This is a genomic window from Streptomyces sp. NPDC104371, from assembly GCF_055583785.1.
In genome coordinates this window covers 189,270-215,258 of sequence record NZ_JBVJNF010000003.1, presented here as the reverse complement: position 1 = coordinate 215,258, position 25,989 = coordinate 189,270, and the positions used below count along the sequence as shown (strand labels likewise).

Annotated in this window: 20 protein-coding genes; 6 read left to right on the top strand and 14 right to left on the bottom strand. The window is 72.4% G+C overall.

Features of this window, described 5'->3' with window-relative positions; genetic code table 11:
- Window positions 1-12: 12 nt before the first annotated feature.
- From ACZ60T_RS11605 to ACZ60T_RS11585, 5 genes are all read right to left on the bottom strand, one after another.
- Entirely contained in the window at window positions 13-696 is a 684-nt protein-coding gene (locus ACZ60T_RS11605) for a 4'-phosphopantetheinyl transferase family protein (RefSeq protein ID WP_469665720.1), read from the bottom strand.
- Window positions 644-1,549: a metallophosphoesterase family protein gene (locus ACZ60T_RS11600; RefSeq protein ID WP_469665719.1), complete on the bottom strand. Its 906-nt coding sequence runs from the start codon at window positions 1,547-1,549 to the stop codon at window positions 644-646. Before ACZ60T_RS11600 ends, ACZ60T_RS11605 begins: the two co-directional genes overlap by 53 nt.
- Before the next feature lie 90 nt (window positions 1,550-1,639).
- On the bottom strand, window positions 1,640-4,696 hold the full coding sequence (locus ACZ60T_RS11595; protein WP_469665718.1) for an alpha-mannosidase: 3,057 nt from the start codon (window positions 4,694-4,696) through the stop codon (window positions 1,640-1,642).
- Window positions 4,697-4,715: 19 nt separating this feature from the next.
- A complete protein-coding gene (locus ACZ60T_RS11590; RefSeq protein ID WP_469665717.1) occupies window positions 4,716-6,053 on the bottom strand; it encodes a 6-phospho-beta-glucosidase in 1,338 nt (445 codons plus the stop codon).
- Between the two features lie 66 nt (window positions 6,054-6,119).
- Entirely contained in the window at window positions 6,120-6,797 is a 678-nt protein-coding gene (locus tag ACZ60T_RS11585; protein WP_469665716.1) for a DUF4232 domain-containing protein, read from the bottom strand.
- Window positions 6,798-7,204: 407 nt separating this feature from the next.
- On the opposite strand from ACZ60T_RS11585, the gene opcA reads away from it, so the two are divergent.
- The 3 genes from opcA (at window position 7,205) to ACZ60T_RS11570 (ending at window position 9,618) form a co-directional block, all read left to right on the top strand.
- Window positions 7,205-8,143, top strand: coding sequence for a glucose-6-phosphate dehydrogenase assembly protein OpcA (gene opcA / locus ACZ60T_RS11580; RefSeq protein ID WP_469665715.1), 939 nt, complete (start codon window positions 7,205-7,207; stop codon window positions 8,141-8,143).
- 6 nt (window positions 8,144-8,149) lie between these two features.
- Window positions 8,150-9,040, top strand: coding sequence for a phosphogluconate dehydrogenase (NAD(+)-dependent, decarboxylating) (gene gnd, locus ACZ60T_RS11575; protein WP_469665714.1), 891 nt, complete (start codon window positions 8,150-8,152; stop codon window positions 9,038-9,040).
- 122 nt (window positions 9,041-9,162) lie between these two features.
- A complete protein-coding gene (locus ACZ60T_RS11570) occupies window positions 9,163-9,618 on the top strand; it encodes a tellurite resistance TerB family protein (RefSeq protein ID WP_365628033.1) in 456 nt (151 codons plus the stop codon).
- A gap of 197 nt (window positions 9,619-9,815) precedes the next feature.
- Here the strand turns inward: ACZ60T_RS11570 and ACZ60T_RS11565 are convergent, their stop codons facing one another.
- Window positions 9,816-10,880: a serine hydrolase domain-containing protein gene (locus ACZ60T_RS11565; protein ID WP_469665713.1), complete on the bottom strand. Its 1,065-nt coding sequence runs from the start codon at window positions 10,878-10,880 to the stop codon at window positions 9,816-9,818.
- Between the two features lie 339 nt (window positions 10,881-11,219).
- On the opposite strand from ACZ60T_RS11565, the gene ACZ60T_RS11560 reads away from it, so the two are divergent.
- Together ACZ60T_RS11560 and ACZ60T_RS11555 are read left to right on the top strand one after the other, a co-directional pair.
- On the top strand, window positions 11,220-11,798 hold the full coding sequence (locus tag ACZ60T_RS11560) for a TetR/AcrR family transcriptional regulator (protein WP_469665712.1): 579 nt from the start codon (window positions 11,220-11,222) through the stop codon (window positions 11,796-11,798).
- Complete coding sequence (locus ACZ60T_RS11555) at window positions 11,795-13,174, top strand: MFS transporter (RefSeq protein ID WP_469665711.1); 1,380 nt, start codon at window positions 11,795-11,797, stop codon at window positions 13,172-13,174. The genes ACZ60T_RS11560 and ACZ60T_RS11555 overlap by 4 nt, the downstream gene beginning before the upstream one ends.
- A 6-nt stretch (window positions 13,175-13,180) precedes the next feature.
- Here the strand turns inward: ACZ60T_RS11555 and ACZ60T_RS11550 are convergent, their stop codons facing one another.
- The 3 genes from ACZ60T_RS11550 to ACZ60T_RS11540 form a co-directional block, all read right to left on the bottom strand.
- Window positions 13,181-14,407: a serine hydrolase domain-containing protein gene (locus ACZ60T_RS11550; protein ID WP_469665710.1), complete on the bottom strand. Its 1,227-nt coding sequence runs from the start codon at window positions 14,405-14,407 to the stop codon at window positions 13,181-13,183.
- Between the two features lie 115 nt (window positions 14,408-14,522).
- Window positions 14,523-15,305 (bottom strand): hypothetical protein, encoded by a 783-nt coding sequence (locus ACZ60T_RS11545; RefSeq protein WP_469665709.1) that lies wholly within the window; start codon window positions 15,303-15,305, stop codon window positions 14,523-14,525.
- Window positions 15,302-16,618 (bottom strand): amidohydrolase, encoded by a 1,317-nt coding sequence (locus ACZ60T_RS11540; protein WP_469665708.1) that lies wholly within the window; start codon window positions 16,616-16,618, stop codon window positions 15,302-15,304. Before ACZ60T_RS11540 ends, ACZ60T_RS11545 begins: the two co-directional genes overlap by 4 nt.
- Window positions 16,619-16,798: 180 nt before the next feature.
- On the opposite strand from ACZ60T_RS11540, the gene ACZ60T_RS11535 reads away from it, so the two are divergent.
- Entirely contained in the window at window positions 16,799-16,972 is a 174-nt protein-coding gene (locus tag ACZ60T_RS11535) for a thiazolylpeptide-type bacteriocin (protein WP_365627967.1), read from the top strand.
- Between the two features lie 68 nt (window positions 16,973-17,040).
- Here ACZ60T_RS11535 and ACZ60T_RS11530 read toward each other — a convergent pair whose 3' ends face one another.
- The 5 genes from ACZ60T_RS11530 to ACZ60T_RS11510 are packed head-to-tail and all read right to left on the bottom strand — an operon-like array spanning window position 17,041 to window position 25,970.
- Entirely contained in the window at window positions 17,041-18,999 is a 1,959-nt protein-coding gene (locus ACZ60T_RS11530; protein ID WP_469665707.1) for a TOMM precursor leader peptide-binding protein, read from the bottom strand.
- Window positions 18,996-19,748, bottom strand: a complete 753-nt coding sequence (locus ACZ60T_RS11525) for an ABC transporter permease (RefSeq protein ID WP_365627961.1) — start codon at window positions 19,746-19,748, stop codon at window positions 18,996-18,998. The genes ACZ60T_RS11530 and ACZ60T_RS11525 overlap by 4 nt, the downstream gene beginning before the upstream one ends.
- Window positions 19,745-22,087, bottom strand: coding sequence for an ATP-binding cassette domain-containing protein (locus tag ACZ60T_RS11520; RefSeq protein WP_469665706.1), 2,343 nt, complete (start codon window positions 22,085-22,087; stop codon window positions 19,745-19,747). The genes ACZ60T_RS11525 and ACZ60T_RS11520 overlap by 4 nt, the downstream gene beginning before the upstream one ends.
- Window positions 22,084-23,214, bottom strand: a complete 1,131-nt coding sequence (locus ACZ60T_RS11515) for a lantibiotic dehydratase C-terminal domain-containing protein (protein ID WP_469665705.1) — start codon at window positions 23,212-23,214, stop codon at window positions 22,084-22,086. Before ACZ60T_RS11515 ends, ACZ60T_RS11520 begins: the two co-directional genes overlap by 4 nt.
- Complete coding sequence (locus ACZ60T_RS11510) at window positions 23,211-25,970, bottom strand: lantibiotic dehydratase (RefSeq protein ID WP_469665704.1); 2,760 nt, start codon at window positions 25,968-25,970, stop codon at window positions 23,211-23,213. Before ACZ60T_RS11510 ends, ACZ60T_RS11515 begins: the two co-directional genes overlap by 4 nt.
- Between the last annotated feature and the right edge of the window lie 19 nt (window positions 25,971-25,989).

Here is a 25,989-nt window from a genome sequence, read left to right as displayed (position 1 = left end):
TTCTCCTGTCGCTCAGGAGTGGGGCACGACCACGGCTGTCGCCACCATCCCCCGTCCCACGGTCCAGTGGCCGTCGAAGGTCTCGACGCGGCGGCCGTCGACCACCGGGCCGGGGACCAGCAGCCGCGCCCGGAAGGTGCCGGGCGCGTCGGGGGTCGCGGCCGGGGTGATCTCGATGTCCGCCTCCAGGAAGTCGAGCCACTCCCCGGTCAGCGGGAACCACGCCTTGTAGACGGACTCCTTGGCGCTGAACAGCAACCGGTCCCAGTGGACGGCCGGTTGACTGCGCACCAGGTCGCGCAGCCGGAGCTGTTCGGCGGGCAGGGACACCGTCTCCAGGACCCCCTCCGGCAACCGGTCGTGCGGCTCGGCGTCGATGCCGAGCGAGGCCAGATCGTCGGCGCGGACCAGCGCGGCGGCGCAGTAGCCGTCGCAGTGCGTCATGCTGCCGATCAGCCCCTGCGGCCACCGCGGCGCGCCGCGTTCTCCGGGCAGGACGGGCTGGGGCGGCACGCCGAGCTTCTCCATGGCGCGCCGCGCGCAGGCCCGTACGGCGGTGAACTCGCGGCGGCGCTTCTCGACGGCGCGGGCGACGACCGCCTCTTCCTCGGGGAAGAGCGAGACGCCCTCCCCCAGCGCGTCGTCACCGAGGGCCTCCACGGCCACGGCCGACCTCGGTAGCAGCTCCTCCATCACGGGCGGGGACCTCCGACGGCAGAATGAGGCGCAGTTGTCCGGGCGGCCCCGGGCGCGGGCGCCACTCACGGGGGTACCCGACCGACACCTCTTCGAAGCGGACGCCCTCGTGATGGGTGGTCCGCGGGATGTGCAGATGACCGTAGACCATGCAGGCGACCCGGAAGCGGCGATGCCAGTCGGCGGTCAGCCGCGTGCCGCACCACATGGCGAACTCGGGGTAGTGCAGGACGTTCGTGGGGTGCCGGTCCAGGGGGTAGTGGTTCACGAGCACGGTGGGGAGATCGGCGGGGATCTCGGCCAGTCTGCGCTCGGTCTCGGCGACCCTGGCCCGGCACCAGGCCTCGCGGCTGGGGTAGGGGTCGGGGTGCAGCAGGAACTCGTCGGTGCACACGATGCCGGTGCCGTGCGCGTAGGCCAGCCCCTCTTCCTTGGTCGCGCAACCCTCCGGCAGGAACGAGTAGTCGTAGAGCAGGAAGAGCGGTGCGACGGCCACGGGGCCGCCCGGCCCCTCCCACACCGGGTAGGGGTCCTCGGGTGTGTGGACGCCCAACTCCCGGCACACGGCGACCAGATGCTCGTACCGCTCGACCCCGCGCAGCGTGACGGTGTCCTTCTGGTGGGTCCACAACTCGTGGTTGCCCGGCGCCCAGATCACCTTGCGGAAGCGGCCGGCGAGCACCTCGAGGGTCCAGCGGATGTCGGCCACGGTCTCCGCCACATCGCCCGCGACCAGCAGCCAGTCCTCCTCGGACCCGGGCTTCATCTGCTCGACGAGCGCACGGTTCTCGGGATATGAGACGTGCAGGTCGCTGATGGCGAGTAGCTGTCCACGGCCGTCCGTCGACTCCACTGTCGCCCCTTTCGAGAACCGAATGGCACTACAAGAACACATAGGGCCACTGGCGAACAAGAGCGACCCGCGTCCCGTTGCCGCCTTCGGCTACCGGTCGGCGGTGGCGCGTCGCAGCCGGAGCGTCAGGATCTGGAAGGGGCGCAGCGCGACGGCTACCGTGTTCCCGTCGGTGGCCGCCTCGTCGAGCGGTCGCTCCAACAGATCGGTGACCTGGGCGTGGGCGAGCGGGAAGCCGGTGCGCAGGGTGCCGGTCGCACGGCCGCCGCGGGACTCGTACAGGCGGACCACGACATCGCCCGAGGTGTCGTCGGCGAGCTTCACCGCCTCGACGGTGATGCCCTCCCCCGCGACGGAGATGACGGGTTCGGGCGCGCCCGCCGCGTCCGCGAGCCGCAGCGGCAGGTTGAGGGCGTAGCCCTCGGCCACGGCGTCCTCGATGCTCACGCCGGGCAGCAGGGCGTAGGTGAGGCGGTGCCTGCCCTGGTCGGCTCCCGGGTCCGGGATGCGGGGGGCGCGGACCAGGCTGAGGCGGACCGTGGTCGTCGTCCCGCCGTCCTCGCGGACCGTACGGGAGACGTCGTGGCCGTAGGTCGAGTCGTTGATCAGCGCGACGCCGTAGCCGGGTTCGCCGATGTGCACCCAGCGGTGTCCTGAGGTCTCGAAACGGGCCGCCTCCCAGGTGGTGTTGGTGTGGGTGGGCCGCTGGACATGGCCGAACTGGATCTCCGCTGAGGAGTGGGCCGCGCGGAGGTCCACCGGGAAGCCGGCCTTGAGGATCTTCTCGGTCTCGTGCCAGTCGATGTCGGTCTCGAAGTCGATACGGGGGCTGCCGGCCCGGACGGTGATCGTCTGGGTGATCTTCGATGCCTTGCCGAAGCTCCGCACCACGCGGATCGCGCCGATCAGCGGGTCCTGTTCGACCACGGTGACCGACTCCGCGTCGCGCAGGTCCGTGTAGCGGTTCCGGTAGTGCTTGTCGATGTCCCAGGCGTCCCAGTAGTTCGGGAGGTCGGTGTGCAGACGCAGCAAGTTGCCCTGGTCCGCGAGGACTTCGCGGCCTCCGGCGCGCAGATCGCGTACGGAGGCGAGGGTGCCGTCCTCGGCCACCTCGACCCGGACCAGCCCGTTGTCGAGGACGCGGCCGGTGACGGTCACCGGGTGCGCGGGCGCGGCGGCGGTCAGGGGCGCGCTGCCGCTCGCGGGTACCTCCGCGTACACGGGCGCGCCCTCGGCCGTACGGACCACCTCGGCGCGGTCGTACGGGCTCGTGTTGAAGACGCGGGTGCCGCCCGCGCCCGGCGCGGCGAGGGCCTCGGCCGTCAGCTCCGCCAACTCCCCCGCCACTCGCGCGTGTTCGGCCTCCGCCTCGCGGTGCACCCAGGCGATGGACGAGCCGGGCAGGATGTCGTGGAACTGGTGCAGCAGGACCGTCTTCCACAGCCGGTCGAGCCGCTCGTACGGGTAGGCGTAGCCGGGCGCGTGCAGTGCGGCGGTCGTGGCCCACAACTCGGCCTCGCGGAGCAGGTGTTCGGAGCGGCGGTTGCCCTGCTTGGTGCGGGCCTGGGAGGTGTAGGTGGCGCGGTGCAGCTCCAGATACAGCTCGCCGACCCATACCGGGGCGTCGGGGTACTCCTCGCGGGCCGCCTTGAAGAACGCGTCGGGGTGTTCCACGACGACCTTCGCGGAGCCCTCCAGGTCCTTGAGGCGCCGGGCGCGTTCCAGCATCTCGCGGGTGGGGCCGCCCCCGCCGTCGCCGTGGCCGAAGGGTGCCAGGGAGCGGGTGGCGCGGCCCTTGTCGCGGTGGTTGCGGACGGCGTGGGCCATCTCGTCGCCGGTGAAGCGGGCGTTGTAGGTGTCGACGGGCGGGAAGTGCGTGAAGATGCGGGTGCCGTCGATGCCCTCCCACCAGAACGTGTGGTGGGGGAAGGTGTTGGTCTGGTTCCAGGAGATCTTCTGGGTCAGGAACCACTCGTTGCCCGCGAGCTTGGCGAGTTGCGGGTAGGCGGCGGTGTAGCCGAAGGAGTCCGGCAGCCACACGCCCTTGGTCTCGATCCCGAAGTGGTCGAGGAAGAACCGTTTGCCGTGGACGAGTTGGCGGGCCATCGCCTCGCCACCGGGCAGGTTGCCGTCCGCCTCGACCCACATACCGCCGACCGGCGCCCACTGCCCCTTCTTCACGCAGTCCTGGATACGGGCCCAGACGCGCGGGTAGTGGTCGCGCACCCACGCGTACTGCTGGGCCTGGGAGCAGGCGAAGACGAACTCCTCGTACTCGTCGGCGAGCGCGGTGACGTTGGAGAAGGTACGGGACGTCTTGCGCTTGGTCTCGCGGATCGGCCACAGCCAGGCGGAGTCGATGTGCGCGTGGCCGACGCCGGAGAGCATGTGGGCGCTGGCGTGCGCGGGCTTGGACAGGGCCGGGCGGAGCGCGGCGCGTACGTCCGCCGCCGTGCCGGAGATGTCGTCCAGGTCCAGCAGGTCGATCGCCCGGTCGAGGGCGTGCAGGATCTCGTGGCGGCGCGGGTCCTGTTCGCCCAGTTCCACCATCAGTTCGCGCAGTACCTGGAGGTCGAGGTCGAGATGCCAGACCTCTTCGTCCAGGATCGCGAGGTCGGCGCCCCGGAAGACGTAGAGCGGCGCGTCGCCCGCCGTGAGCGGATCGCCGAGCAAGGTCGGGCGCGCGAAGTTGTCCGCGAGGATGGTCGGGTTGGCGGCGGCCTCGACGAGGTACTCGATCTCCTCACCGCCCGCCGCCGGGTGGGCGATCGGCACGTACTGGTTCTGCGGGTTGACCGCCTTCAGGGGGGTGCCGTCCACGAGATGGACGAGGGCCTCCGCCTGGTTGCCCGGCCATTCGCCCACGAAGCCGAGGTCGATGACGGCCTCGACGCGCCGCCCGGCCCACGCGGCGGGCACCTGCCCGCGCACCCGGAACCACGTCGTGCCCCAGGGCGGCCCCCACGGGGTGTCCCGCGCGAAGGGCTCGTACGGGGCGGCGGCGGCCTCCGCGAACGGTACCGGCTCGCCCGGCACTTGCCAGGCCTCGACCGCGCAGGGGACGCGGGCCGCGTAGACCGCGGGCCTGACGCGCTGATGGTGGACGCGCGCGACGCGGTCCTCGATCCGGCGGCGTTCGTCATGCATGAGCGAGCCTCCTGGCGGGTTACGTGAGGTATCCGAGGCCGGGGTGGACAGCGGTGTAGCCGTCGACGAGCCGCCGGGCGACGGTGACGGAGTCGACGAGCGGGTGAAGTGCGAACGCTTTCACGGCCGTTGTACGCGAGCCGGACTCCGCCGCGGCCAGCACCTCGCGTTCGACCGCCTTGACCGCGCACACCAGGCCGGTGGCGTGGGCGGGCAGCGGGTCGACGGCGACCGGGTGCGCGCCGTCCGCGCCCACCACGCACGGGACTTCGACGACCGCCTCGGGGTCCAGCACGGACAGCGTGCCGCGGTTGCGCACGTTGAGGATCAGGGTGGTGCGCTCGTCGCGGGCGACGGCCCGCATCAGGGCGAGGGCCACCTTCTCGTAGCCGCCGGAGAGGTCGTCGGCCTCGCGCTCGCCCGCCCCGGCCGTCTCCCGGTTCTCGGCCATGTAGGTGGCCTCGCGCTCGGCGCGGGTACGTTCCCACGCCGCCAGCGCGTCACGGTCCGATCGCTTCAACTCCTCGTAGAAGCTGGCCTGTTGGTCGCGCAGGAAGGCGCCGCGAGTCTGCTCCGCCTGCTGGTAGGCGTGCACGGCTTCCCGGTTGAAGTAGTAGTAGTGCAGATACTCGTTGGGGATCGCGCCCAGGGAGCGCAGCCAGTCGACGCCGAAGAGCCTGCCCTCCTCGAAGGAGCCGAGCAGCTCCGAGTCGGCGAGCAGGCGCGGGAGTTGGTCGCGCCCGGCCACCCGCAGGCCGCGTACCCAGCCGAGGTGGTTGAGCCCGGCGTAGTCGATCCACGCCTCGTTCGGGTGCACCCCGAGGACGCGGGCGATACGGCGGCCGAGTCCGACCGGGGAGTCACAGATGCCGATGACGCGGTCGCCGAGGTGGCGGGACATGGCCTCGGTGACCAGGCCCGCCGGATTGGTGAAGTTGATGACCCAGGCGTCGGGTGCGAGCCGGGCCACCCGGCGGGCGATGTCGACGGCCACCGGCACCGTGCGCAGACCGTACGCGATACCGCCCGCGCCGACCGTCTCCTGACCGAGCACGCCCTCGGCGAGGGCCACCCGCTCGTCGTCGGCCCGGCCCTGGAGTCCACCGACGCGGATCGCGGAGAAGACGAAGTCGGCGCCGCGCAGCGCCTGGTCGAGGTCGGTCGTGGCGGTCACCTCGGGCGCGTCGGGCACGTCCGCCGCCTGCTCGGCCAGGACGCGGGTCACGGCGGACAGCCGCCCGGCGTCCAGGTCGTGCAGGACGACACGGGTCACCCGGCCCTCGGCGCGGTCCCCGAGGAGCGCTCCGTACACGAGCGGCACCCGGAATCCGCCGCCGCCCAGAATCGTCAGCTTCACGCTTGTATCCTTCCCGCCGCATCCGCCTCGACGCCCGTTCTTGTCGGGGCGGGGACGCTGGGGCGGTTACGGGGTGACGGGGCCGACGACCACGGAGTCGGTACCGGCGCCGTCCTCCTGGACGGGGAGGTTCACGCTCAGCGGGAGGGTGTGTGCGTGCGTCTCGTCGGGCGGGGTGATCACCGCGCTGGTGAAGGTCACACCGCTGCCACCGGTCCTGTTCCGCAGCACCCGCAGCTCGAAGCTCGCGCTCCGGCCCGGTGCGAGGGTCACGGTCCCCGGCTTGTGGCCGTCGCGCCGGGCGCTCACCCGGCCGTCCTTGCCGACGAGGTCCACCCCTGGGAAGCCGCGCAGGGTGCAGGTGGCGGAGCCGGAGTCGGTGAGCTTGACGGCGATGTCGGTGTAGTCGCCCCGATCGACCGACGAACCCTTGGCGAAGGTGAGGTTCGCGGTCCTGCAAGCCGCTCGGGTGTTCACGGTGGCGCGAGAACCCGAACTCCCGTCCTTGGCATCGGAGTTGCCCTGGTGGCCGGCCGTCGCGGCGGCCCCTCCGTCCGTCGCACCGCTGCCCGGTTCCGCGGCGGAGCCGTCGGAGGACGCCGAGGCCGACGGCGTGGACCGCGCCGCGTCGTCCGTACGGCCGCCGTCGCTCTTGTCGTTGCTGTCGCAGGCGGTGAGCGTGAGGCCCGCCGCGAGGGCGAGCGCCGCGACGGCCGTCGTCCGGCGGAGCTTGTGAACACGCATGTGATTCCCCCTGGTTGAGAACACGGAGCCCGCTTCGCGAGCCCGGCATGGAACGTACACGCGCGGTCCCGGAGCACGGGCGCGGCGCGCGGGGGGAATTCACGTACGCAATGTCACCCGCGCGCAGGGGGCCTTGCCCGCCTCCGCCCTCGCCTGGCGCTCTCCGCATCCCGCGCCCCGCGCCCGCCCGTCCCGGCGAACGTCATACTTTGGAGGTGACCGTCGGGGAATCCCTCGCCGCCGTTCACGGTTGGACTTCGCCTACGGCGCGTCGCTCACCGAGTCCGGCGCGAAGGCGCACGACCGGCGATCCTGGACCCACCGACCGGAACAGACCGGAACACTCGACCCACGTCCCAGGAAGCCGACACGTTGCTCGCACGAGATGGACGGAGCTGGCGCAGGCCATGAAGATCGACCTGACCGACACCACGGCAAGCAAGATCAACAAGGCGTTGGTGCAGGGGCGCCGCGACCTCGGCACCCCCGCCGTGGGCATGGTCCTGACGATGGTCATCGTGACCGACGAGGAGAACGCCTACGACTCGATCAGGGCGGCCGAGGAGGCCTCGCGCGAACACCCCTCGCGCACCCTGGTCGTCATCAAGCGGCACACCCGCACCCTCCGGGACCGCACCCGGCCGCGCCTGGACGCCGAGGTCCGGGTGGGCGCCGACGCGGGCACGGGCGAGACGGTCGTCCTGCGGATGTACGGCGAGGTGGCCGACCACGCCGACTCGGTGGTCCTGCCGCTGCTGCTGCCGGACGCGCCCGTCGTCGTCTGGTGGCCGGTGGACGCGCCGGACACCCCGGCCAAGGATCCGCTGGGCGCCCTCGCCCAGCGCCGGATCACCGACCTGTACGCCGTGGACGCCCCGCTGGCCGTGCTGGAGACGCGGGCCTCGTCGTACGCGCCGGGCGACACCGACCTGGCCTGGACCCGGCTGACGCCCTGGCGTTCGATGCTGGCCGCGGCGCTCGACCAGGCCCGTACGGCGGTGATCTCGGCGGCCGTCGAGAGCGAGGCCGACAACCCGAGCGCCGAGCTGCTGGCCCGCTGGCTGGAGTCCCGGCTGCGGGTTCCCGTCGAACGCGTGGTCACCGCCGGGCCGGTCGTCACGGCCGTGCGGCTGGGCACCGACAAGGGCGACATCGTCATCGACCGCCCCGAGGGCCCGCTGGCCAAACTCACTCTTCCGGGTCAGCCCTCGCGCACCATGGCGCTGAAGGTGCGCGCCACCTCCGAACTCATCGCCGAGGAGCTGCGCCGCCTCGACGCGGACGAGATGTACGCCATCGCCCTGCGCGGCGTGGGCCGCGTATCGCACGCTGAGGAAGAGAAGTGAACTGATATGCAGATCGGACTCATCGGTCTCGGCAAGATGGGCGGCAACATGCGCGAGCGGATCCGCCGCGCGGGCCACACCGTCATCGGCTACGACCGCAACCCCGCCGTCTCCGACGTCGGCAGCCTGGCCGAACTGGTCGAAGGGCTCGAAGCGCCGCGCCTGGTCTGGGTGATGGTCCCGGCCGGTGCCCCGACGCAGTCCACGATCGACGAGCTGGCCGGGCTCCTTCAGTCCGGTGACGTCGTGGTGGACGGCGGCAACTCCCGCTGGACGGACGACGAGAAGCACGCGCGGGAGCTGGGCGCGCGAGGGATCGGCTTCGTCGACGCCGGTGTCTCCGGTGGTGTGTGGGGGCTGGAGAACGGCTACGCGCTGATGGTCGGCGGCGAGAAGGAGCATGTCGACCGGCTCCAGCCGATCTTCGAAGCGCTCAAGCCGGAGGGCCCGTACGGCTATGTCCACGCGGGCAAGGTCGGGTCCGGGCACTTCTCGAAGATGGTCCACAACGGCATCGAGTACGCGATGATGCAGGCCTACGCCGAGGGCTGGGAGCTGCTGGAGAAGATCGACTCTGTGGAGAACGTCCGCGAGGTCTTCCGCTCCTGGCAGCAGGGCACGGTCATCCGCTCCTGGCTGCTGGACCTTGCGGTCGACGCCCTCGACCAGGACGAGCATCTGGACAGGTTGCGCGGTTACGCGCAGGACTCCGGCGAGGGCCGCTGGACCGTCGAGGCGGCCATCTCGCACGCGGTACCGCTCCCGGCCATCACGGCGTCGCTGTTCGCCCGGTTCGCCTCGCGCCAGGACGACTCCCCGCAGATGAAGATGATCGCCGCCCTGCGCAACCAGTTCGGCGGCCACGCGGTGGAGTCCACCAAGGAAGAGAAGGCGTAGGAAGCCGCGTACCAGGAACTTCTTCGATCTCCCGGAAGTTCCCTTGTACGTTGCTGTAGAAATCTACGAGGTCACGGCTCGCTCATCAGGGCGGGCCCGCCTCGACAACGTAGGGAGTTCTCATGGCCCTCTGGGATCGCATCAAGGAATCCGCGTCGACGATGCAGACCCAACTCGTGGCGAAGAAGAACGATCTGAAGAGCGGTGCGTTCCGCGACGCGAGCATGGCCATGTGCGCGCTCGTGGCGGCGGCGGACGGGTCGGTCGACGCGTCCGAGCGTCAGCGCGTGGCCCAGCTCATCGCCACCAACGAGGTGTTGCAGAACTTCCCGGCGGACGACCTGCGTCGCCGCTTCGAGGAGAATCTGACCAAGCTGACCACCGACTTCGCCTTCGGCAAGGTCAGCGTCCTCCAGGAGATCGGCAAGGCGAAGAAGAAGCCCGCCGAGGCGCGCGCCGTGATCCAGATCGGCATCGTCATCGGCGGCGCGGACGGCGACTTCGACAAGGACGAGCAGGCGATCGTCCGCGAGGCGTGCTTCGCCCTCGACCTGCCGCCGCACGAGTTCGACCTCTGACTGCGACCGCAGTCGGGTCGACGGGGCATCGCGTCTGACGAGGCGACGGCAGGCGTGTCAGACGCCTCACCGCCCCGCTTGCCCGTGACACCGACCGCACGCGAGCGGCCCGCGCCTTGCCGGGCCGCTCGCGTGCGTCGCCCGCGCCCGTCGCGCATCTCTCGCGTTGCTCGCCATGGCGGCAGGCCCACCTTCCTTCACCCCGTGACGAGGGCCGTGACCACTCGTTCGACCATGTCCTCCGGTGCGTTCAGCGCGGTCGGGGTGTACGAGAGTACGAAGCGGGTGGACAGGTCGCGGGTGGCGAACATGCGGGTGCGGTAGCCGTAGGTCTCGCCGCTCTTGCCCCAGAACGTCGTGCCGTTCACCGTGGCCGCCTGCAAGCCCATGCTGTAGCGTGCCGGGCCGCCGTCCAGCATGCGCACCGTCGCCGGTGGCAGGGTGAAGAGCTTCTCCCGCGCGGGCGTCGGCAGAAGATCGCCGGTGAACAGGGCCTGCTGGAAGCGGAAGAGGTCGGCCGCGGTGGTGACCAGTTCTCCCTCGCCCCAGTAGGCGGACTGGTCGTAGACCGTCGCATCGCGCAGGCTGCCGTCCGTCATCCGTAGACAGCCGTGTATGTGCGAGCCGTGCAGGCGTGGATCGGCGCCGGGGATCACCGTGCGGGTCAGCCCCAGGGGACGCAGGACGCGCGAGGCGATCGCCTCTCCGTAGCGGCGCCCGGTCAGCTTCTCCACCAGCAGGGCGAGCAGAACGTAGTTGATGCCTCGGTACTCCTGCGCGGTGCCGGGCTCGAACTTGAGAGGGGCGTGCTCCACCGTTTCGATCAGCGCCGCCGGCGTCCAGCGGTCGAAGCGATGTCTCAGGACCGCTTCCGGGGTGCTCAGGTCCGGCAGGCCCTGATGGTCGGGCAGGCCACTGGTGTGGTCGAGCAACTGCGCGACCGTGATGCGGCCGAAGGCGGCGGGCAGCGCGAGGTCGGCGAGGCAGTGGGCGAGGGGCGCGTCGAGGTCCACCCGGCCCTCCGCCCAGAGTTGCAGGACGACGGTCGCCACGAACGCCTTCGTCACACTGCCCGCACGGAACTGGTCGGTCATCCGCACGGTCCTGCCCTCGGCGGGATCGGCCGTGCCCGCGGTGCCGTACCAGCGGGCGCCCCGCGCGTGCACCAGAAGCTGAGCGGCGGTCGCCTGGGGGTGGGAGAGGTCGCTGATCGCGGCCTGTAAGCCGCCGGGGTCCGTCGGCAGCGCGCCCGTGCCGGTCATTCGGGCGGTGGTTCCTGCGGTAGCCGTTCCATCGGCAGCGGTTCCGGCAGCGGCAGTACCGGCAGCGGCAGTTCGCGCGGTGGCGGTTCCGGCCGAGAGTGTCAGGGCGCCGACCGCGCAAGCGCCGGTGAAGGCGCGTCGGGAGAAGTACGTCGTCATGTCAACGATCATGCTTCGCCCCGAGCGGGAGGACATCCGGGACCGCCCCCACCTGGGCCCTGGAACGACCCCGAGACGGCCCGGAGCCCACACCCTCAGTCCTTCTCCCGGTCAACTCGCCCGGCAGGGCGCGCATCTGCGAAGTAGACACTGTCTACGCACGACTGGTAGACAGTGTCTATGAATGATGCTGAGACAGGGCTGCGCGCCCGGCTCGTCGATGTCGGTGTGGACCTGCTGGCCGCCGAGGGCGTGCAGGCGTTGACGCTGCGGGAGATCGCCCGGCGGGCGGGGGTCTCGCACGGCGCGCCCCGCCGCTACTTCCCCACCCACCTCGAACTGCTGTCGGCCATCGCACGCCGCGGCTTCACCGACCTCGCGGCACGCGCGACCGAGGCCGTCGGCGACGGCACCGCGAGCCCCCGGGAACAGATCGAGGTCCTGAGCCACGCCTATCTGGACTTCGCGCTCACCCATCGCGGCATGCACGAGCTGATGTTCCGTCACGATCTGCTCGCCAGCGGACACTTGGGACTACGGAACACGAGCCTTCCGCTGTTCTCCCTGCTCGTGGACCTGGTGGGCCGAGCCAGGCCGGACGCCGACGCGCGACTGGCCGCGGGCTCTCTCCTCGCAAACCTGCACGGCCTGGCGCAGTTGTGGAGCTGGGGCAGCCTCCAACTCATGGCGGACGCCACCGACTTCACTCCCTTGCTCCGGGCCGCGCTGGACGCCCATCTCGGCCCGGAGACCCGGTGACCGCGCACCGCGGGCTGACGCTCGCGAGCAGCGTGATCGGCGCGGTCCTCGTCGCCCTGGACGGCACGGTGCTCGCCGTCGCCCAACCCGCCCTGCGACGGGACCTGCACGCCTCTCTGACGCAGGTGCAGTGGACGAGCACCGCCTATCTCATCGCGGTGGCAAGCCTGTTGGTCTTCGCGGGGCGGCTCGGCGACCGCTACGGCCATCGGCGCGTGTTCGCGCTGGGAATGGTGGGCTTCGGTGCCGCCTCCGCCGGGATCGGGGTGGCGCCCGGTATCGGCTGGGTGATCGGATTACGCGTGCTTCAGGGGGTGTTCGGCGCCCTGCTGCAACCGGCGACGCTCGGCATGCTGCGGGCCGCGTATCCACCGGAGCGGCTGGCGATGCCGATCGCCTTGCGCACCAGCGCGATCGGGATAGCCGCGGCGGCCGGACCGCTGGTGGGCGGGGCGTTGGTCACGCCGTTCGGCTGGCGGTCCGTCTTCTTCCTCAACGTCGTGCCCGCGCTGGTGATGGGCGTACTGGCGGCGGTCGTACGCGAACCGGAGCGCGCCGCCCCGGCCACGCGCCCGTCGCTGGATCTGCCGGGCGCCTCGCTGCTCGCGGCGGCTCTGGTGTGTCTGGTGTACGGGCTCACCGCCGTCGCGGACTCCGGTCGGCCGACCGTGCCGACGGTGGCACTGCTCGGGGCGGTGGCGCTCGGCTGCCTGTTCGTCCGGCACGAACGGCGCGCCGGGAGCCCGCTGTTGCCCGCCGACGTGCTCGGCCGACCGGCCATCGGTTCCGCGCTCGGGCTGCTGGTGGCTGTGTCGGCGACCATGCTGGGCACGCTGTTCGTCAGCAGTTACGTCCTCCAGGACGTGCTGAGCCTCGATCCGTTGCACACCGCGCTCCTGGCCCTGCCCGCGCCCGTGGCGATGGTACTGGGCGCGCCCGTGACGGCGGTCCTCATGCGCCGCTACGGTCCGCGCCGCACCGCGGGGACGGCCACGCTGCTCCTCGCGCTGGGCGTGCTCGTACTGTCCCGGCTCGGGGAAGGGTTCCCGGAGGTGTGGGCGGGGGCCGGATTCCTGCTGGTGGGCGCCGGGTTCGGCACGGTGATGGTGACAGCGACCGCGGTCGTCGTGCAGGAGGTGCCCGTCGCTTCGGCCGGGGTGGCGGGCGGACTCCAGCAGACCGCGCTGAACATCGGCCCCACGGTGGGCGTGGCCACCGCCGGAACACTGATGACGTTCACGGAGGTGACGTCCGGACCCACGCTCGCGGTGCTCGCCTGCGGCTGCCTGCTCGGCGTACCCCTCGCCCTGCGGCTGCCCGCCCAACGGAAGCCCAAGCAAGCAGAGTTGGCTACCGCCTCCGGGAGCAGCGGGTAGGCCGCTCTACGGATGCGGAGGTGACCGCAGGTCGAAGACGTGTCCCGGTGTCACGATCCTGGTGATCGCCTCGGCGAAGCGGGTGCTGGGCTGGAGGCCGTCGCGGGAGACATCCGTGTCCAGCAGGACGACGAGGGTCGCGTGCGCCGACGGGAGATGAACGGCCAGGGACTCGTAGCCCGGCAGTGAACCGTTGTGCCCGATCCAGCCCTGGACGTCGAAGAGACCGAGGCCGTAGCCGACGCCCTCGACCGGGGTCGCGAGCATCGTGAGCCGTTGCCGCTGTGCGGCCGGGCTGAGCAGCCGTGTGCCGTCGGGGAGTTCACCGGTGGCCACGGTGGCCGCCCACACGCGCAGGTCCCGCAGGTCGGAGATCATCGCACCGGCCGCCCAGGCCCAGGAGGGGTTCCAGTCGGCCGCGTCCACGGTCTTCCCGCTCGCGCTCTGGTTCGTGTAACCCCGCGCGTGCGGGGCCGGGAACGCCGCGTCGGCCGGGAAGAGCGTGTGGCTCAGCCCGGCCGGGGCCAGGACGGCGCGTCGGAGGTAGTCCCCGAGCCGGTGGCCGCTGACCTTCTCGACGACCAGGCCGAGCAGGACGATGTTGGTGTTGCTGTAGGCGTACTCCCGTCCTGGCGGGAACCGCACGGGATGCGTGAAGGAGTAGCGGAGCAACTGGTGTGGCGTGAACGACCGTTGCGGGTCGGACGCCAACGCCCGGCGGAAGGCGGCGTCGTCGGTGTAGTTGAACAACCCGCTGCGCATCTCGGCCAGTTGGCGCAGGGTGAGGGTGTCACCGCCCGGGACCCCGTCGACGTACGTCCCGATCGGATCGTCCAGTCGCACCTTGCCCTGGTCGACCAGGGTCAGCAGTGCCGTCACCGTGAACGTCTTGGTCTCGCTGCCGATACGCATCCGCAGGTCGGGCGACATCCTCCGGCCGCTGTGCCGGTCGGCGACCCCGAACGACCGTACGTACTCCCCCTGATCGGGCGTCCAGAGCCCCACGGTCACTCCGGGGACGTGCGCCTCTCGCATCACCTGCCGTACGGCGCGGTCGAGTTGACGTGTCACGGCGGGGGTGAGGGAACGGAACTCGTGCGGAGTGGGCGACGGTGCGGTGACGGGCGGCCCCTGGCCCCCGAACGCGGTTCCGCTCGCGACCGGAAGGGCGAGCGCCCCTGCCATCGCCCCGGCCAGGGCCCACGCGCGCCACCGCGTCCGCGCTCGCGCCATGGGCCGACTCCAACGGGGTGAGGCCGCCGCTGAAGCGGAGCCTGGGGTTCCTGTCGTCAGGATAGGAGCGCGCGCCGTCCGCCGCCTCCCGAGAACCGGCGCGCTGCTCCGCTGATCACTGTGTTCGCTGCGCCCCCATGCGTTCCTCCACGCGGCGGAGGATGTCCTCGCCGAGCCGCCATCGGTCGGTGTCGCGGCGGAGGCGGAACCCCCGCAGGGCCGTGATGGCATCGGTCAGTCGCCGCAGCTCCGTCTCGTCCACGTCCTCGATCATCTGCCCGGCGAGCAGCATGGCGTGGTACTGCTCGAAGGGGCTGTGCGGGTACTGGACGGCGTCGAGCACGGCCTCGAAGTTCCGTAGCGCACGGCTCGCCTGCATCATGGCCAGCGCGGTGACGCGCTCCTCGTCGCTTCCCTCCCGTAGCCAGCGCAGGACTTCGGCGGGCTCGAACGTCTGCTCCTCCGAGAGATGACGCGCCCGGGACACGACCTCCTGCATGGCGCGGGTGCGTTCGCGGCCGGAGCGCATCGAGCCGCGTACGGAACGGTAGTCGGCCGCGATGGGGCCCGCGGCGTCCAGCAGGGCCTGGGCCTCGGCGCGCAGCCGACTCGCCGTGGTGCTGTCCCCTCGGCGCTCGGACTCCTCGGCCTCGGCGAACCGGTCCGCGGCGGCTGCCCGGAGCCGTAGCGTGGCGCCGCCGAGCTCGAAGCTCTCGATGCGGTTGCCGAGCAGCGCGAGCACGAGCAGGATGCCGCCGAAGGCGAGCAGTACCCCGGTGCCGGTCCCGTTCTGGCTGACGAACACCGCGACCGCGCCCGCCCCGAAGGCCGCCGCCCCCAGCAGCCCGGTGAGCACCCGCAGGACGGGCGTGAACGACGACGACCTCGAGCCCCTCACTTCTCCACCTCCGCCAGGCACGTCAGCGCCGCCGTCGCCAGTGCCGCCGTTCCCGTCGTCAGGGTGAGGCGGGGGCTGGGGAGGTAGCGAGGGGAGTGGTTGGCGGGGAGGGAGCGGAGCTTCTCGGCCGCTGTGGTGCCGGGGGCCGCCGTCCACTGGGCGGGGCCCGCGGTGCCGAGCATCCAGTAGCCGCCTCGGATGCCGGGGTGGCCGTGGAGGTGGGCGCCCGCTCCGGTGAGGAGGGGGAAGTCCTCGGTGGCGGGGGCGGGGGGCCAGCCGGTGACGCGGGCCGCGCCGAACCGGTCCCGGTGGGCGGCGCGGACGGTGGCGGTGATGTCCGGGTCGGGCAGGGTGACGCCGGAGCGGGTGAGCGTCGTGACGCTGACCCGGGGTGGCAGGGCGGCGGCAGCGGCCTCGGCGCGGGCGATGCGCTCGACCGCGGCGGCGGCACGGTCGAGGGCGGCCTCGGTGAAGGCGCGGGCCGTGACGCGGAGCACGACGCGGGCGGCGATCACGTTCCCGGTGTGGCCCGCGTCGCCGGTCTGGAGCGAGGACGCGGTGACGACGAGCCGCTCGGCGGGGTCGGCCTCGCGGGCCGCGACGGCGGGCAGCCGGGTCACGGTGCCCGCCGCCGCGAGCAGCGGGTCGGCGGTCAGATGCGGGGTGGCGGCGTGGCCGCCGTCGCCTTCGAACACGGCCTCCAGGGTGACGCTGCCCGCCATCAGCGGCCCGTCGGCGTGCGCCACCATCCCGGCGGGGAAGGGGGCGGTGTGCTGCGCGAGGACCGTGTCGGGCGGGGTGATCCGGTCGTACAGGCCGTCCTCCAGCATCGACCGGGCGCCGCTGAGGGTCTCCTCGGCGGGCTGGCCGACGACGAGCAGGGTGCCGCGCCAGCGGTCCCGCCGGGCGGCGAGCCAGCGGGCGGCGGCTGCCGCGCAGGCCAGGTGGGCGTCGTGGCCGCAGGCGTGCATCACCGGGACGGGCCGTCCGTCGGGTCCGGGGGCGGTGACGGTGCTGGCGTAGGGGGCGCCGGTGTCCTCGGCCACGGGCAGGGCGTCGAGTTCGGCGCGCAGGAGGACGGCGGGGCCTTCGCCGTTGCGGAGTTCGGCGGCGACGCCGTGGCCGCCGACGCCGCGCAGGACGCGGAAGCCGTCGGCGTCCAGCCAGTCGGCGAACCGGGCGGCCGTGCGCTGTTCGGCGCCGGAGAGTTCGGGGTGGCGGTGGAGGTCGAGGTACAGCTCGGTGGTGGGCGGCAGGAGGGCGTCCAGGCCGGGGAGAGTGGAGGTCACGGGGGCTTCGCTCTGGGTGGTCAAGGGCGGGCTCCTGGGGTGGGTGTCAGCGTGGTGACAGCGGTTGGCAAGGGCGGTGACGGGGACGGCGCGTACAAAGGGAAGTGCCGAACGGCCCTGATCTCTCAGGGTGGTTCGGCGCGCTACCGGTCGGGGTCGTCCCGTCCCGTCCGGCTACTGTCCCCCTCCCCACAAGGAGTCATCATGGCTGACAACACTCTCGCCTCCCTCGCCCAGGAGATCCTGGACCTCGAGTCGGAGACCTTCGAGATCAGCGACTACTCGGACGCCAGTGAGGTCATGCTCGGTTCGTCCACGAGCTGCTCCTCCACCAGCACCTGCTCCAGCACCACCAGCACCACCTCCTGCACCGCCTGACGTCCGTCGTCGGTCGCGAGGGTCCCCGGTGCGCTGCTGCGCGCCGGGGACCTTTCGTGTGCGGCCGGTCAGGGGAAGGGGTGGGGTACGCGGCGCAGGTCCTCCTCCGCCAGCGGTGCCGGGACCAGGCCCGCGCGATGCGGTGCGGTTCTCAACCGGGGCATGTGCAGGGCCCGTTGACGCAGCCAGCCGAAGTCGATCGGCAGCAGGCCGGGGGCGAGCGTGGCGACCGTACGCAGTCCCATGCGGTGCTGCTCGGGGGTGGTCTGGTCGACGGCGATGACGTCGCATCCGGCGTCGGTGAGGACGTCACGCAGGAGCAGCAGGTCGTCCAGCAGGTCCCCGGTGCGGGGGCGACGCTTGTCCCAGCCGGCGAACAGGTCGGGCAGGGACGCGACTCGGGGCGGCGCGAGGTAGCTGTGCGCGTGCTCGCGCATGGCGGGCAGGCCGAACAGCGCGGCGTGGTCCGGCAGTCGCTTGACCAGGTCGAAGTCCTCGGCCATGGCGGCGAGTTCGGCGGGGCGTTCGGCGACCTGGCGGGGCAGGTGCGGGATGTACGTGAGGATCTCGGAGACGGCGGACTCCACGGCTGTCTCCGGGTCGAAGGACGCGCCCGCGGCGAACGCCAGGGTGCCGGGTCCGTCGTCGCGGCGGACGGCGAGGCCGGTGACGACGGGCAGCGGCAGGTCCACCCGGTTGTCGAAGACATGGACGTCGTAGCCCTGGAGTTCGGCCCGTGCCAGCATCGCCCGGATCCGCGGGTCGCGCACCGACTCCAGGTCGATCTCGGGCAGGGGCAGACCGCCGTACCAGCCGAGCAGGAAGGCGTCCCGTTCGATCAGTTCCAACAGGCCGAAGAGGATGGCCTCTTCGGCCGTGCCGCCGGTGGCGCAGCCGTTGGAGCACTCGAAGACGAAGTTGTCCTCTCGGGTGCCCGCGCTGTAGTACACGAGCCGGGCCGGGACGAGTACCGGCTGTTCGTCGCGCAGCGACCAGCCGGTGACCCACGGCAGCGGGCGGGCCGGGTCGAACGGCTCGACCATCGGGTCCTCGGCGTAGGTACGCGGGCCGTAGAGGCCGCAGGTGCGCGGGTCCAGGGCGCGGTCGCCCAACTCGTCGAAGGACGCGGTGAGGACGGGGGCACGGTGGCGGCGGTGGGTGCCCGCGTAGCGTTCCAGGCCCTCCAGGAAGGCCAGATCGCGGCTGCGAGCGAAGGAGTTGGCCTGGCCGCTCCAGGTGACGTCGGTCAGTCCCGCGTAGCCCCGCATGAAGACGCTGCCCGCGACGGGCGCGGTGGTGGGTGAGGTGACGTCGATCCAGGTGCCGCCGCCGAGCACCCCGCACACCGGGTTGGCCAGGCCCTTCACCGGCAGCGGGTAGTCGGCGGGGCGCCGCAGCCGGTAGGCGTCCGGGTGCGGTTTGGGGCGGGCGGTCAGGGGCGCCAACGCGGCTTGCCCAGCGGCTTGTTGGACGGCCTCGTCGGTAAGGGGGCGGCAGTGCGGGCACGTCGGCTCGGGCACCAGGGGGAAGGTGCGCACCCGCAGGGTCTCCAGGTCGAGTTCGGTGACCTGGGGCAGCGCGGCGTCCTCGCCGCTCGGGGTGTGGCGCGCGGCGCCGGAGGCGATGAGGCGGTGCAGGGACCAGACGGCGTCGACCAGGTGGTCCGGCAGCGCGGGCCAGCGGCCGACGGCGGTGGTCTCCAACCCTGTTTCCAGCGCGTCGCGTTCGGTACGGGTACGCAGCCGCTGGCGGCGCATGGCCAGACAGGTGCCGCAGGCCGGTTCGGCGTCGGGGGCGCCGCCCCAGGGGCCCAACAGCACGGCCTGGGCGGTGAGATGGACGGTCGCCGGGTGCGCGTACACGGCCTGGTCGGGCGTCTCGCCGAGGATGTTGGCGTCGCCGATACGGGAGACGGCGGGGGCGGGCAGCCCGGCCGCCGCGGCGCGTTCGGCGAGGCGGGCCTGGAGGTCGGCGCGGGCGGCCTCGAGGGGCGGGGTGGCCGCCGCCGGGGCGGTGAGGGTCGTCATGTCCGGTTGCTCCAGCGGAAGATCCGGGTGGCGATCAGCCCGAAGATCAGGGCGAAGACGACGAGTCCCGCGCAGTCCACGGCGATGTCGCCGAGGTCTCCGCGACCGCCCATGGCGTCGGTGAGACCGTCGTTGAGGTAGTGCAGCGGCAGTACCTTGGCGGCCGTGCGCAGCCAGCTCGGCATGAGGTCGTCGGGGAAGAAGGAGCCGGAGAGGAAGGCCATCGGTACCATCACGAGGTTGGCGATGGCCGCGACCGCCTCCGGGGTGTCGGCGATACTGCCGACGACCAGGCCCATGGCGAGGAACGCGGTGGTGCCGAGCACGAGCAGCGGAAGCCCCGCCCACCAGGGCCCGTTCAGCCGCAGCCCGAAGAACGGCAGCAGGGCGACGGTGGTGAACAGCAGCGTCTGCGCGAACGCGACGAACAGCGCCACCGTCCAGCGGGAGGCGATGAGGACGCGCAGCGGGGTGGGCGTACGCCAGATGAGGCGAAGCAGATCGTCACGGCGCCACTGCATGAGGGCGAACGCGACGGAGAACACGGCGGCGTTGCCGACACCCCACGACAGCACGCCCGGAGCGATGTAGTTGATGGAGGCCAGCCCGCCCTCGACCTGCTGGCCCTGGAAGATGAGGCCGAAGAGGACCAGGAAGGCGAGCGGGAAGGCGAAGGTGAAGAAGAGGGTCGTCTTGTCGCGCACACTCGCGACGTAAGTGGCCCTGGTCAGTGCGGCGTACGCGCTCAACGGTGGTGCTCCGTTCCGGTCAGCGTGAGGTAGGCGTCCTCGAGGGTGGCGGTGCGCACGGTGACCGTGTCGATGTCCACCAGGTCGCCGAGGGCGGGCAGGACACGGTTGACGACCGTGGTCTCCAGGACGAGTTCGTCGCCCTCGACGGTGGCCCGGTCCACGCCCTCCACACCGAGGGCGGCCTCCGGCGACAACTCCCCGGCGGGCAGCAGCAGTCGGGCGGGCGCGGCGAGGGAGCGGATGAGGTTGCGGGGGCTGTCGAGCGCGATGAGCCGGCCACCGGAGATGATCGCCACCCGGTCGCACAGGGCCTCGGCCTCGTCGAGGTAGTGGGTGGTGCAGATGATGGTGCGGCCCTCGGAGCGCAACGACCGCAGCAGGTCCCACAGTTCGCGCCGGGCCTCGGGGTCGAGGGCGGCGGTCGGCTCGTCCAGGAAGATCAGCTCGGGTTCGTGGAGCAGGGCGGTGGCGACGGCGAGGCGCTGCCGCTGGCCGCCGGAGAGGTTGTCGACCCGGGCGTTCTCCTTCTCGGTGAGGCCGACGCGTTCCAGCGCGGTACGCGCCGTGCCCGGGTCCATCCCGTAGAGGGAGGCGACGGTGCGCAGATGCTCGCCCGCGGTGAGGCGGGCGAAGAACGCCGACGCCTGGGTCTGTACGCCGATCCGGGCGAGCAGCGCGGTGTCGCGCGGCCAGGGACTCGCGCCGAGGACGGTGACGGTCCCGGAGTCGGGCTCGCGCATCCCCTCGACGATCTCCACCAGGGTGGTCTTGCCCGCGCCGTTGGGGCCGAGGATGCCGAAGAACTCGCCGTGCTTCACGTCGAAGGAGACACCGTCGAGGGCCGTCACCTCCCCGTACCGCTTGGTGACACCGCTGAGGGTGACGACCTTCTCGGTGCTGGTGCCGCCGCGGGCGGCCTCGGTCGCGCTCTCGGGTCCGCTCATCTCGCCTTTCCTTGCATGGTCCGACGGGTCCGGGGCGCGCCCGGTGCCCGCCCCCGCCGCGGCGGTGTGCCGCGACGGGTGGTTGGAGGGTACGGCCGCCCGGGGTTCCGGCCCAACTGCTGTCTTGGCAGGGGCCGTTGGTGCCTCGGAGGGCTGTGGGGCGCGGCGGGCGCGCAGGGTGCGGCCGAGCAGGCCGAGGGCCCACAGCAGCAGGACGGCGGCGAGCAGACCGGGCGGCAACCACCAGGCGAGGAGGGCCAGTTCGTCCGGCAGGACGGTACGCAGCAGCGCCCCGCACAGGACGAGGAGCGCGGCGCTCTGGACGACGGTGAGCAGGGCGAAGCCGCCGTACAGCAGGCGCAGTCGGGTCGGGTAGGCGCCGGTGCCGGGGCCGCGGCGCAGCAACGCGCGGGCGGCGAGGGCCACATAGGTACGGCTGCCTTCGGCGAGACCGGAGACGCCGAGGGCGTGGCCGAGGGCCTTGTAGCCGTCGAGAGGCGGCAGCGGCAGCAGATTGGCGACGGCCAGGACGACGCCGAGCAGCAGCAGCGCGCCGAGCGCGGGCCGGGCCTCGGCGCCGGACGGCAGCAGGGCCCACACGGCGTAGAAGGGCACCAGGAACAGGAGGTTGGCGAACACCCCGGCGCAGGCGGTGGCGACCTTGCGGGCGCGGCTGCCGAGGAACTGGACGTCCTCGACCTGGCAGTAGAGATAGGTGGCGCCGCAGATCCAGCGCAGCCCGATCTCGGTGACGCGGCCGTTCCAGGCGCGCGCGAACAGGCCGTGCGCCAGCTCGTGCAGGCCGAGGCCGCACCACAGGACGCAGCCGATGGCCATCAGCAGGACGGGCTGCCGGGCGGCCTCCTCGGTCTGCCGCCACAGGGTGTCGGCCTGGACGACGACCGCGACGAGCACGGCGACCGCGAGGACGGTGAGCACGGTCAGGGCGGCGGGCCGCCGGGCGGGCGCGGTGACCTGGTGCAGCCGGTCCATGAGGGCGGGCGCGTCGGCGACCATCTTGGTGCGTCCGGCGAGGATGCCGTTGGGCCGCCGGTCGGTGGGTTCGGCGGCGGGCGGTGCGCTGGGGACGAGGCTGCCGTCGAGCAGGCCGCGGCCGTGCAGCAGGCGGAGCAGTTGTCCCCACTGGGCGTCGCCGAGGCGGGTGCCGAACGCGCCCGTGTACTCCTCGCCGATCTCGGCGAGGCTGCGGGTGCCGTCGAGCCGGGCGATGAGGAAGTGTTCCTTGGGGCCGACCTCCATACGCCGCCCGGTGCGCGGGTCCTTCAGCAGATGGATGCGGGCCGGGCCGCGTACGAGGCTGGGGCCGAGGACGATCTCGGGGCGGACCCGGGGCCGGGCGGCGAGGAAGGCGTCGGTGGCGTCGGTGGTCACTTCCCGCCCTCCGGGGCGCCTTCGGCCTCGGGGACGCCATCGGCCTCTGGGGCGCCATCGGCCGCGGAGTCGCCTTCGCGCAGGGCGCGGGCGAGGACGTACGAGAGGAACGCCTCGTCGCGGACGGTCATGCTGAGCCGGTTGTTGGTCATGTGCATATACGGCGAGGCCAGCATGGGCAGGACCTGTGCGGGGTCGGTGGGGTGCAGGTCGCGGGTGCCGTCCCAGGAGCGGAAGGTCAGTTCGCCGCGTACGGCCAGGTCCGTGGCGCGGTCGCGGAGTTCGGCGCAGTGGGCGGCCCAGCCGCGCAGGAACGCCGGGAGCCGGTCGAACGCGCCCTGCGCCACCGCGTCCCGGATGTGCCGGAAGCGCTCGGGCAGGCGGGCGCCCATGGATGTGTACGCACGGTCGTAGCCCTTGTCGGCGGTGTAGTTGGTCCCGCTGAACGCCTGGTTCCAGAACGTGTGATAGCGGTCGAGGAAGGTCAGCAGTGGCTCGTCGTCGGTGAGGAACGTGCCGGACATGACCATCATCAACTGCGCGGAGAGGCCGAGGGACACCGTGCGCAGATGGAGGTTCATGGTCCGCGCGGCCTCGATGACCAGGTCACTGGAGTGCTGGAAGTGCCATTCGGCCAGCTCGATCCCGGCGGGGCCGCCGTACTTGCCGTACTCGGGCTCGTAAGGGCGGTCCTCGAAGGAGTTGTTGGGCCGCAGCGTCATCCGCCCGTCGGGGCCGATGTACTCGGCGCGCTGCTCCTCGCTGTACTCCAGCTTGAACAGGGTCTCGTACAGCTCGGCGAGGAACCCGGCCTTGACCTCGTAGAGCGCGGGGCGTTCGCGCAGGAAGGCGTCGAGCGCGGCGTGGGCGCGTGCGCGGACGACGGCGGTGTCCGCCTCCCGCGCGGGCTTGAGGCGCAGCCGCAGATGGGGGCCCTCCAGCCAGTAGTTGATGAAGAAGTACCCGGCGAGCAGGCCCTCTTCGGTGAGGGTGTCCACCAGGGGCTTGACGCATTGCAGGAACAGCGGGCGGGGGCTGGCCGCGTAGAAGACATGGATGGCGAACCAGTCGCCGGGGGTCCCCTCGGTGGCAGCGGCGGATGCGGGGGTTGCGGGCTGTGCTGTCATCGGGTCGTGTCCTCTTCGGGCAGGTCGGCCGGGCCGGGCAGGATCTCCAGGGCGAGTTCGGCGACGTGCCGGCCGCGCGGGGAGGTGACGTGGAGGTCGTTCTCGCCGGGGAGCATCTCCTCGAAGACGGCGCGGACCCGCGGGCCGGTGAGGAGGCCTTCGAGGGCGGTGAGCGAGAGGGGGCTGTCGAAGTCGACGTACTGGGGCTTGGTGGAGCCGAACCAGGCGCCGCCCTCCCCCTCGGCGGCCTCCTCGCGGACGGTGGCGAAGACACGGGCGGGCAGCCCGTGGCGGGTGCGCCAGCGATGCCACGTGAGGTACCAGTCGGCGTCGGACGTGCCGGGGGCGCGCTGCGGGAGGCTGCCGGGGGCGGCCGTCCAGGAGCGGCGCTGGAGGACGACGGAGTGGTGGCGGACCCTGGGGCGGCGGGTGACGCCCTCGTGCTCCGGCCCGGCCGGGACGCCGCGCCAGATATCCACCACGGAGCGGGCGGTCGGGGAGAACAGCAGGAGGGTGCGCGGGATCTCGGGCAGCACCATGGGGACGAGGTAGCCGAGGTAGAGCGGGACGACCTCGCGGTCCAGACGGCGGGAGCGCAGGACGATCCGGTCGGTGTCGGCGTCGTGCACGGCGTAGAGGTCGTCCAGGTGGAGGCGGGCCTCTTCGGGGGCGGTGCTGTGCTCGCCGGGGCAGACGATCTCGTAGTCGGTGAGGCGGCCGTGGAGGTTGAGGTTGGTGGTGGCGGCCCCGGCGGTGACCTCCGCGAAGACCGCGCCGGGCGGCAGCAGTTGACGCAGGTGCTCGCGCAGCGCGGCGGTCAGGCCCGGCCCGTCCTCGCCGTCGAAGCAGTGGGTGAAGCGGGTGAAGGGGAAGCAGAGGCCGCCGTAGGAGTTGTTGAGGACGACGAGGGATTCGCCGTCGCGGCGGGCCAGTTGGAGGAAGTGGCTCTGTGGCTGGAAGGCGGGCGCGGCGGTGTCGAGGGCGGTGGCCACCTCGTCCACGGTGGTGTCGTCGAGGACGAACTCCTCGGCTTCCTCCGGGAGTTCGGTCCAGTGGTCGCGGATACGGGCGGTGAGTGCCGCGCGGGCCGCGTCGACGGCCGTGATCTCCGGCATGCCGAGCCAGTTCTCCTCGGGGGCGTGGCTGCCGTCCGGGAGGAAGTCCTCCTTGGTGGAGTTGAACTGGAGGTACTGCCGGAAGATGTCCTCGTGGAAGTCGTGGACCAGCTTCAACAGGTCTTCACAGCGGCCGCCTTGTCCGAAGCGGGCGAGGAAGAAGCCCTTGAGGGTGAGCCGTTGGGGCAGGGCGACGTCGAAGGCGGGCAGGATGCGCCCCAGGGAGCGCAGCGGGGTGGCGGCCAGCTCGGCCCACTCGGCGAGGTCGGCGGTGGTGGTGCCCGCGGACACGTCCTCGTAGAGCAACGTCTGCGGGAGGGCGGGGCGTTCGGCGCCGAGGTCGGCCTGGAGCGCGAGGAGGTCGGTGCGCAGGGCGCGCAGCAGGGCGCGGCGGGTGGGGACGTCCGCTTCGGGGTAGCGGGCGATCATGTCCGCCGGTCCGTCCAGGCGGGCGGCGAGCGCGTCGGCCCAGGGCCGTTCGAGGGCGCGCAGGGACCGTTGGAAGGCGCGCAGCGGGTCGCCGCCGTGAACGCCCGTGGCGAGGCTGGGGAGTTGGAGCATGCCGAGGTCGCGCAGGGCGGTGAGGTAGTGCCCGGCCTCCTCGTCGTCGGCGCCGGTGGTGTCCGCGAGCCAGCGTGCCAGGTCGCCGTGGCGGAGGGTGCCGTCGTGGTCCCGTAGCAGGGCCAGCATGCCGTCGAGGGTGCCCTGTCGGCGGAGGAAGAACAGGCGGTCCTGGGCGGCGTCGAAGCTGACCAGGGCGCTGTCGTCGCCCGCGGTGACGGCGCGTTGGACATAGCGGACGCGGTCCTGGTCGAGCTTCCAGCCGGAGGCGAGGCTCACCGGGAGGTCGGCGCGGCGCTCCGGGTCGGCGGCGACGAGTTCGGCGAGGCGGGTCAGGGCGACGACGTTGAGCCGGGGGTGGCCCGTCCAGTCGCCGCCGACCTGGGTGGCGGCGCCGTCCTCGGTGGTGTCGAAGTCGCCGACCGCGACGCCCGTGAGCGTGCTGAACGGGCTGGTCTTGCAGGCGGTGCGGTAGACGTAGGAGAGCAGGGAGCGCTCCATCTTGCGGGCCCGCTTGCCCGGTCGGGGCGCCGGGTCGGCGGCGAACGCGTCGAGGCGTTCCTCCAGCGTGGGCGAGGCGAGCAGCAGGCCGCGCCGCAGCCGGTCGTCCTGGGCCAGTCGGCGCAGGGCGGTACGGGTGCGGGCGAGCGCACCCGTGAGGACGGTGTCGCCCTCGGCACGCAGCTCCTCGAAGCGGACGCGGGCGTCGAGCCAGGCCGCGAGGTCGGCCGCGGTGGTGCCGTCGAGCCCGGCGGCGAGGGCGCGGGCCGCGTCGAGGTCGCCGGGCAGGCGGTTGTTGAAGACCTGGCGGCGCAGGGCGAGCAGGCGGCGGCGCGCCACGGTGTCGTCGGTGGCACCGACCGCCGCGGAGAGCGGATCGCTGAGCCGGGCGCCGAGGGTGCGCAGCCGCTCCTCCTCCGCGGCGGTGCGGGCGGCCCAGTCGGCGGCCTCGGGGGCGCGCAGGGCGAGCACGGTGTCGGCCGGGAGGCCCGCGACGCGCAGCATGAAGCGGCGGTGCAGGGCCGCGGGCCCGCCGACGGCGGAGGTGTCCTGGGCCGGGGTGGTGGCGGTCGGGCTCACGCCCTCCCCCTTTCGTCTG

What these genes read in the sequence shown, in the direction of transcription:
- ACZ60T_RS11535 (WP_365627967.1), top strand. Translation starts at nt 16,799, where the DNA reads ATGGCTGACAACACTCTCGCCTCCCTCGCCCAGGAGATCCTGGACCTC.
- ACZ60T_RS11515 (WP_469665705.1), bottom strand. Translation starts at nt 23,214, where the DNA reads ATGACAGCACAGCCCGCAACCCCCGCATCCGCCGCTGCCACCGAGGGG.
- gnd (WP_469665714.1), top strand. Translation starts at nt 8,150, where the DNA reads ATGCAGATCGGACTCATCGGTCTCGGCAAGATGGGCGGCAACATGCGC.
- ACZ60T_RS11595 (WP_469665718.1), bottom strand. Translation starts at nt 4,696, where the DNA reads ATGCATGACGAACGCCGCCGGATCGAGGACCGCGTCGCGCGCGTCCAC.
- ACZ60T_RS11530 (WP_469665707.1), bottom strand. Translation starts at nt 18,999, where the DNA reads ATGACGACCCTCACCGCCCCGGCGGCGGCCACCCCGCCCCTCGAGGCC.
- ACZ60T_RS11585 (WP_469665716.1), bottom strand. Translation starts at nt 6,797, where the DNA reads ATGCGTGTTCACAAGCTCCGCCGGACGACGGCCGTCGCGGCGCTCGCC.
- ACZ60T_RS11570 (WP_365628033.1), top strand. Translation starts at nt 9,163, where the DNA reads ATGGCCCTCTGGGATCGCATCAAGGAATCCGCGTCGACGATGCAGACC.
- ACZ60T_RS11565 (WP_469665713.1), bottom strand. Translation starts at nt 10,880, where the DNA reads ATGACCGGCACGGGCGCGCTGCCGACGGACCCCGGCGGCTTACAGGCC.
- opcA (WP_469665715.1), top strand. Translation starts at nt 7,205, where the DNA reads ATGAAGATCGACCTGACCGACACCACGGCAAGCAAGATCAACAAGGCG.
- ACZ60T_RS11560 (WP_469665712.1), top strand. Translation starts at nt 11,220, where the DNA reads ATGAATGATGCTGAGACAGGGCTGCGCGCCCGGCTCGTCGATGTCGGT.
- ACZ60T_RS11550 (WP_469665710.1), bottom strand. Translation starts at nt 14,407, where the DNA reads ATGGCGCGAGCGCGGACGCGGTGGCGCGCGTGGGCCCTGGCCGGGGCG.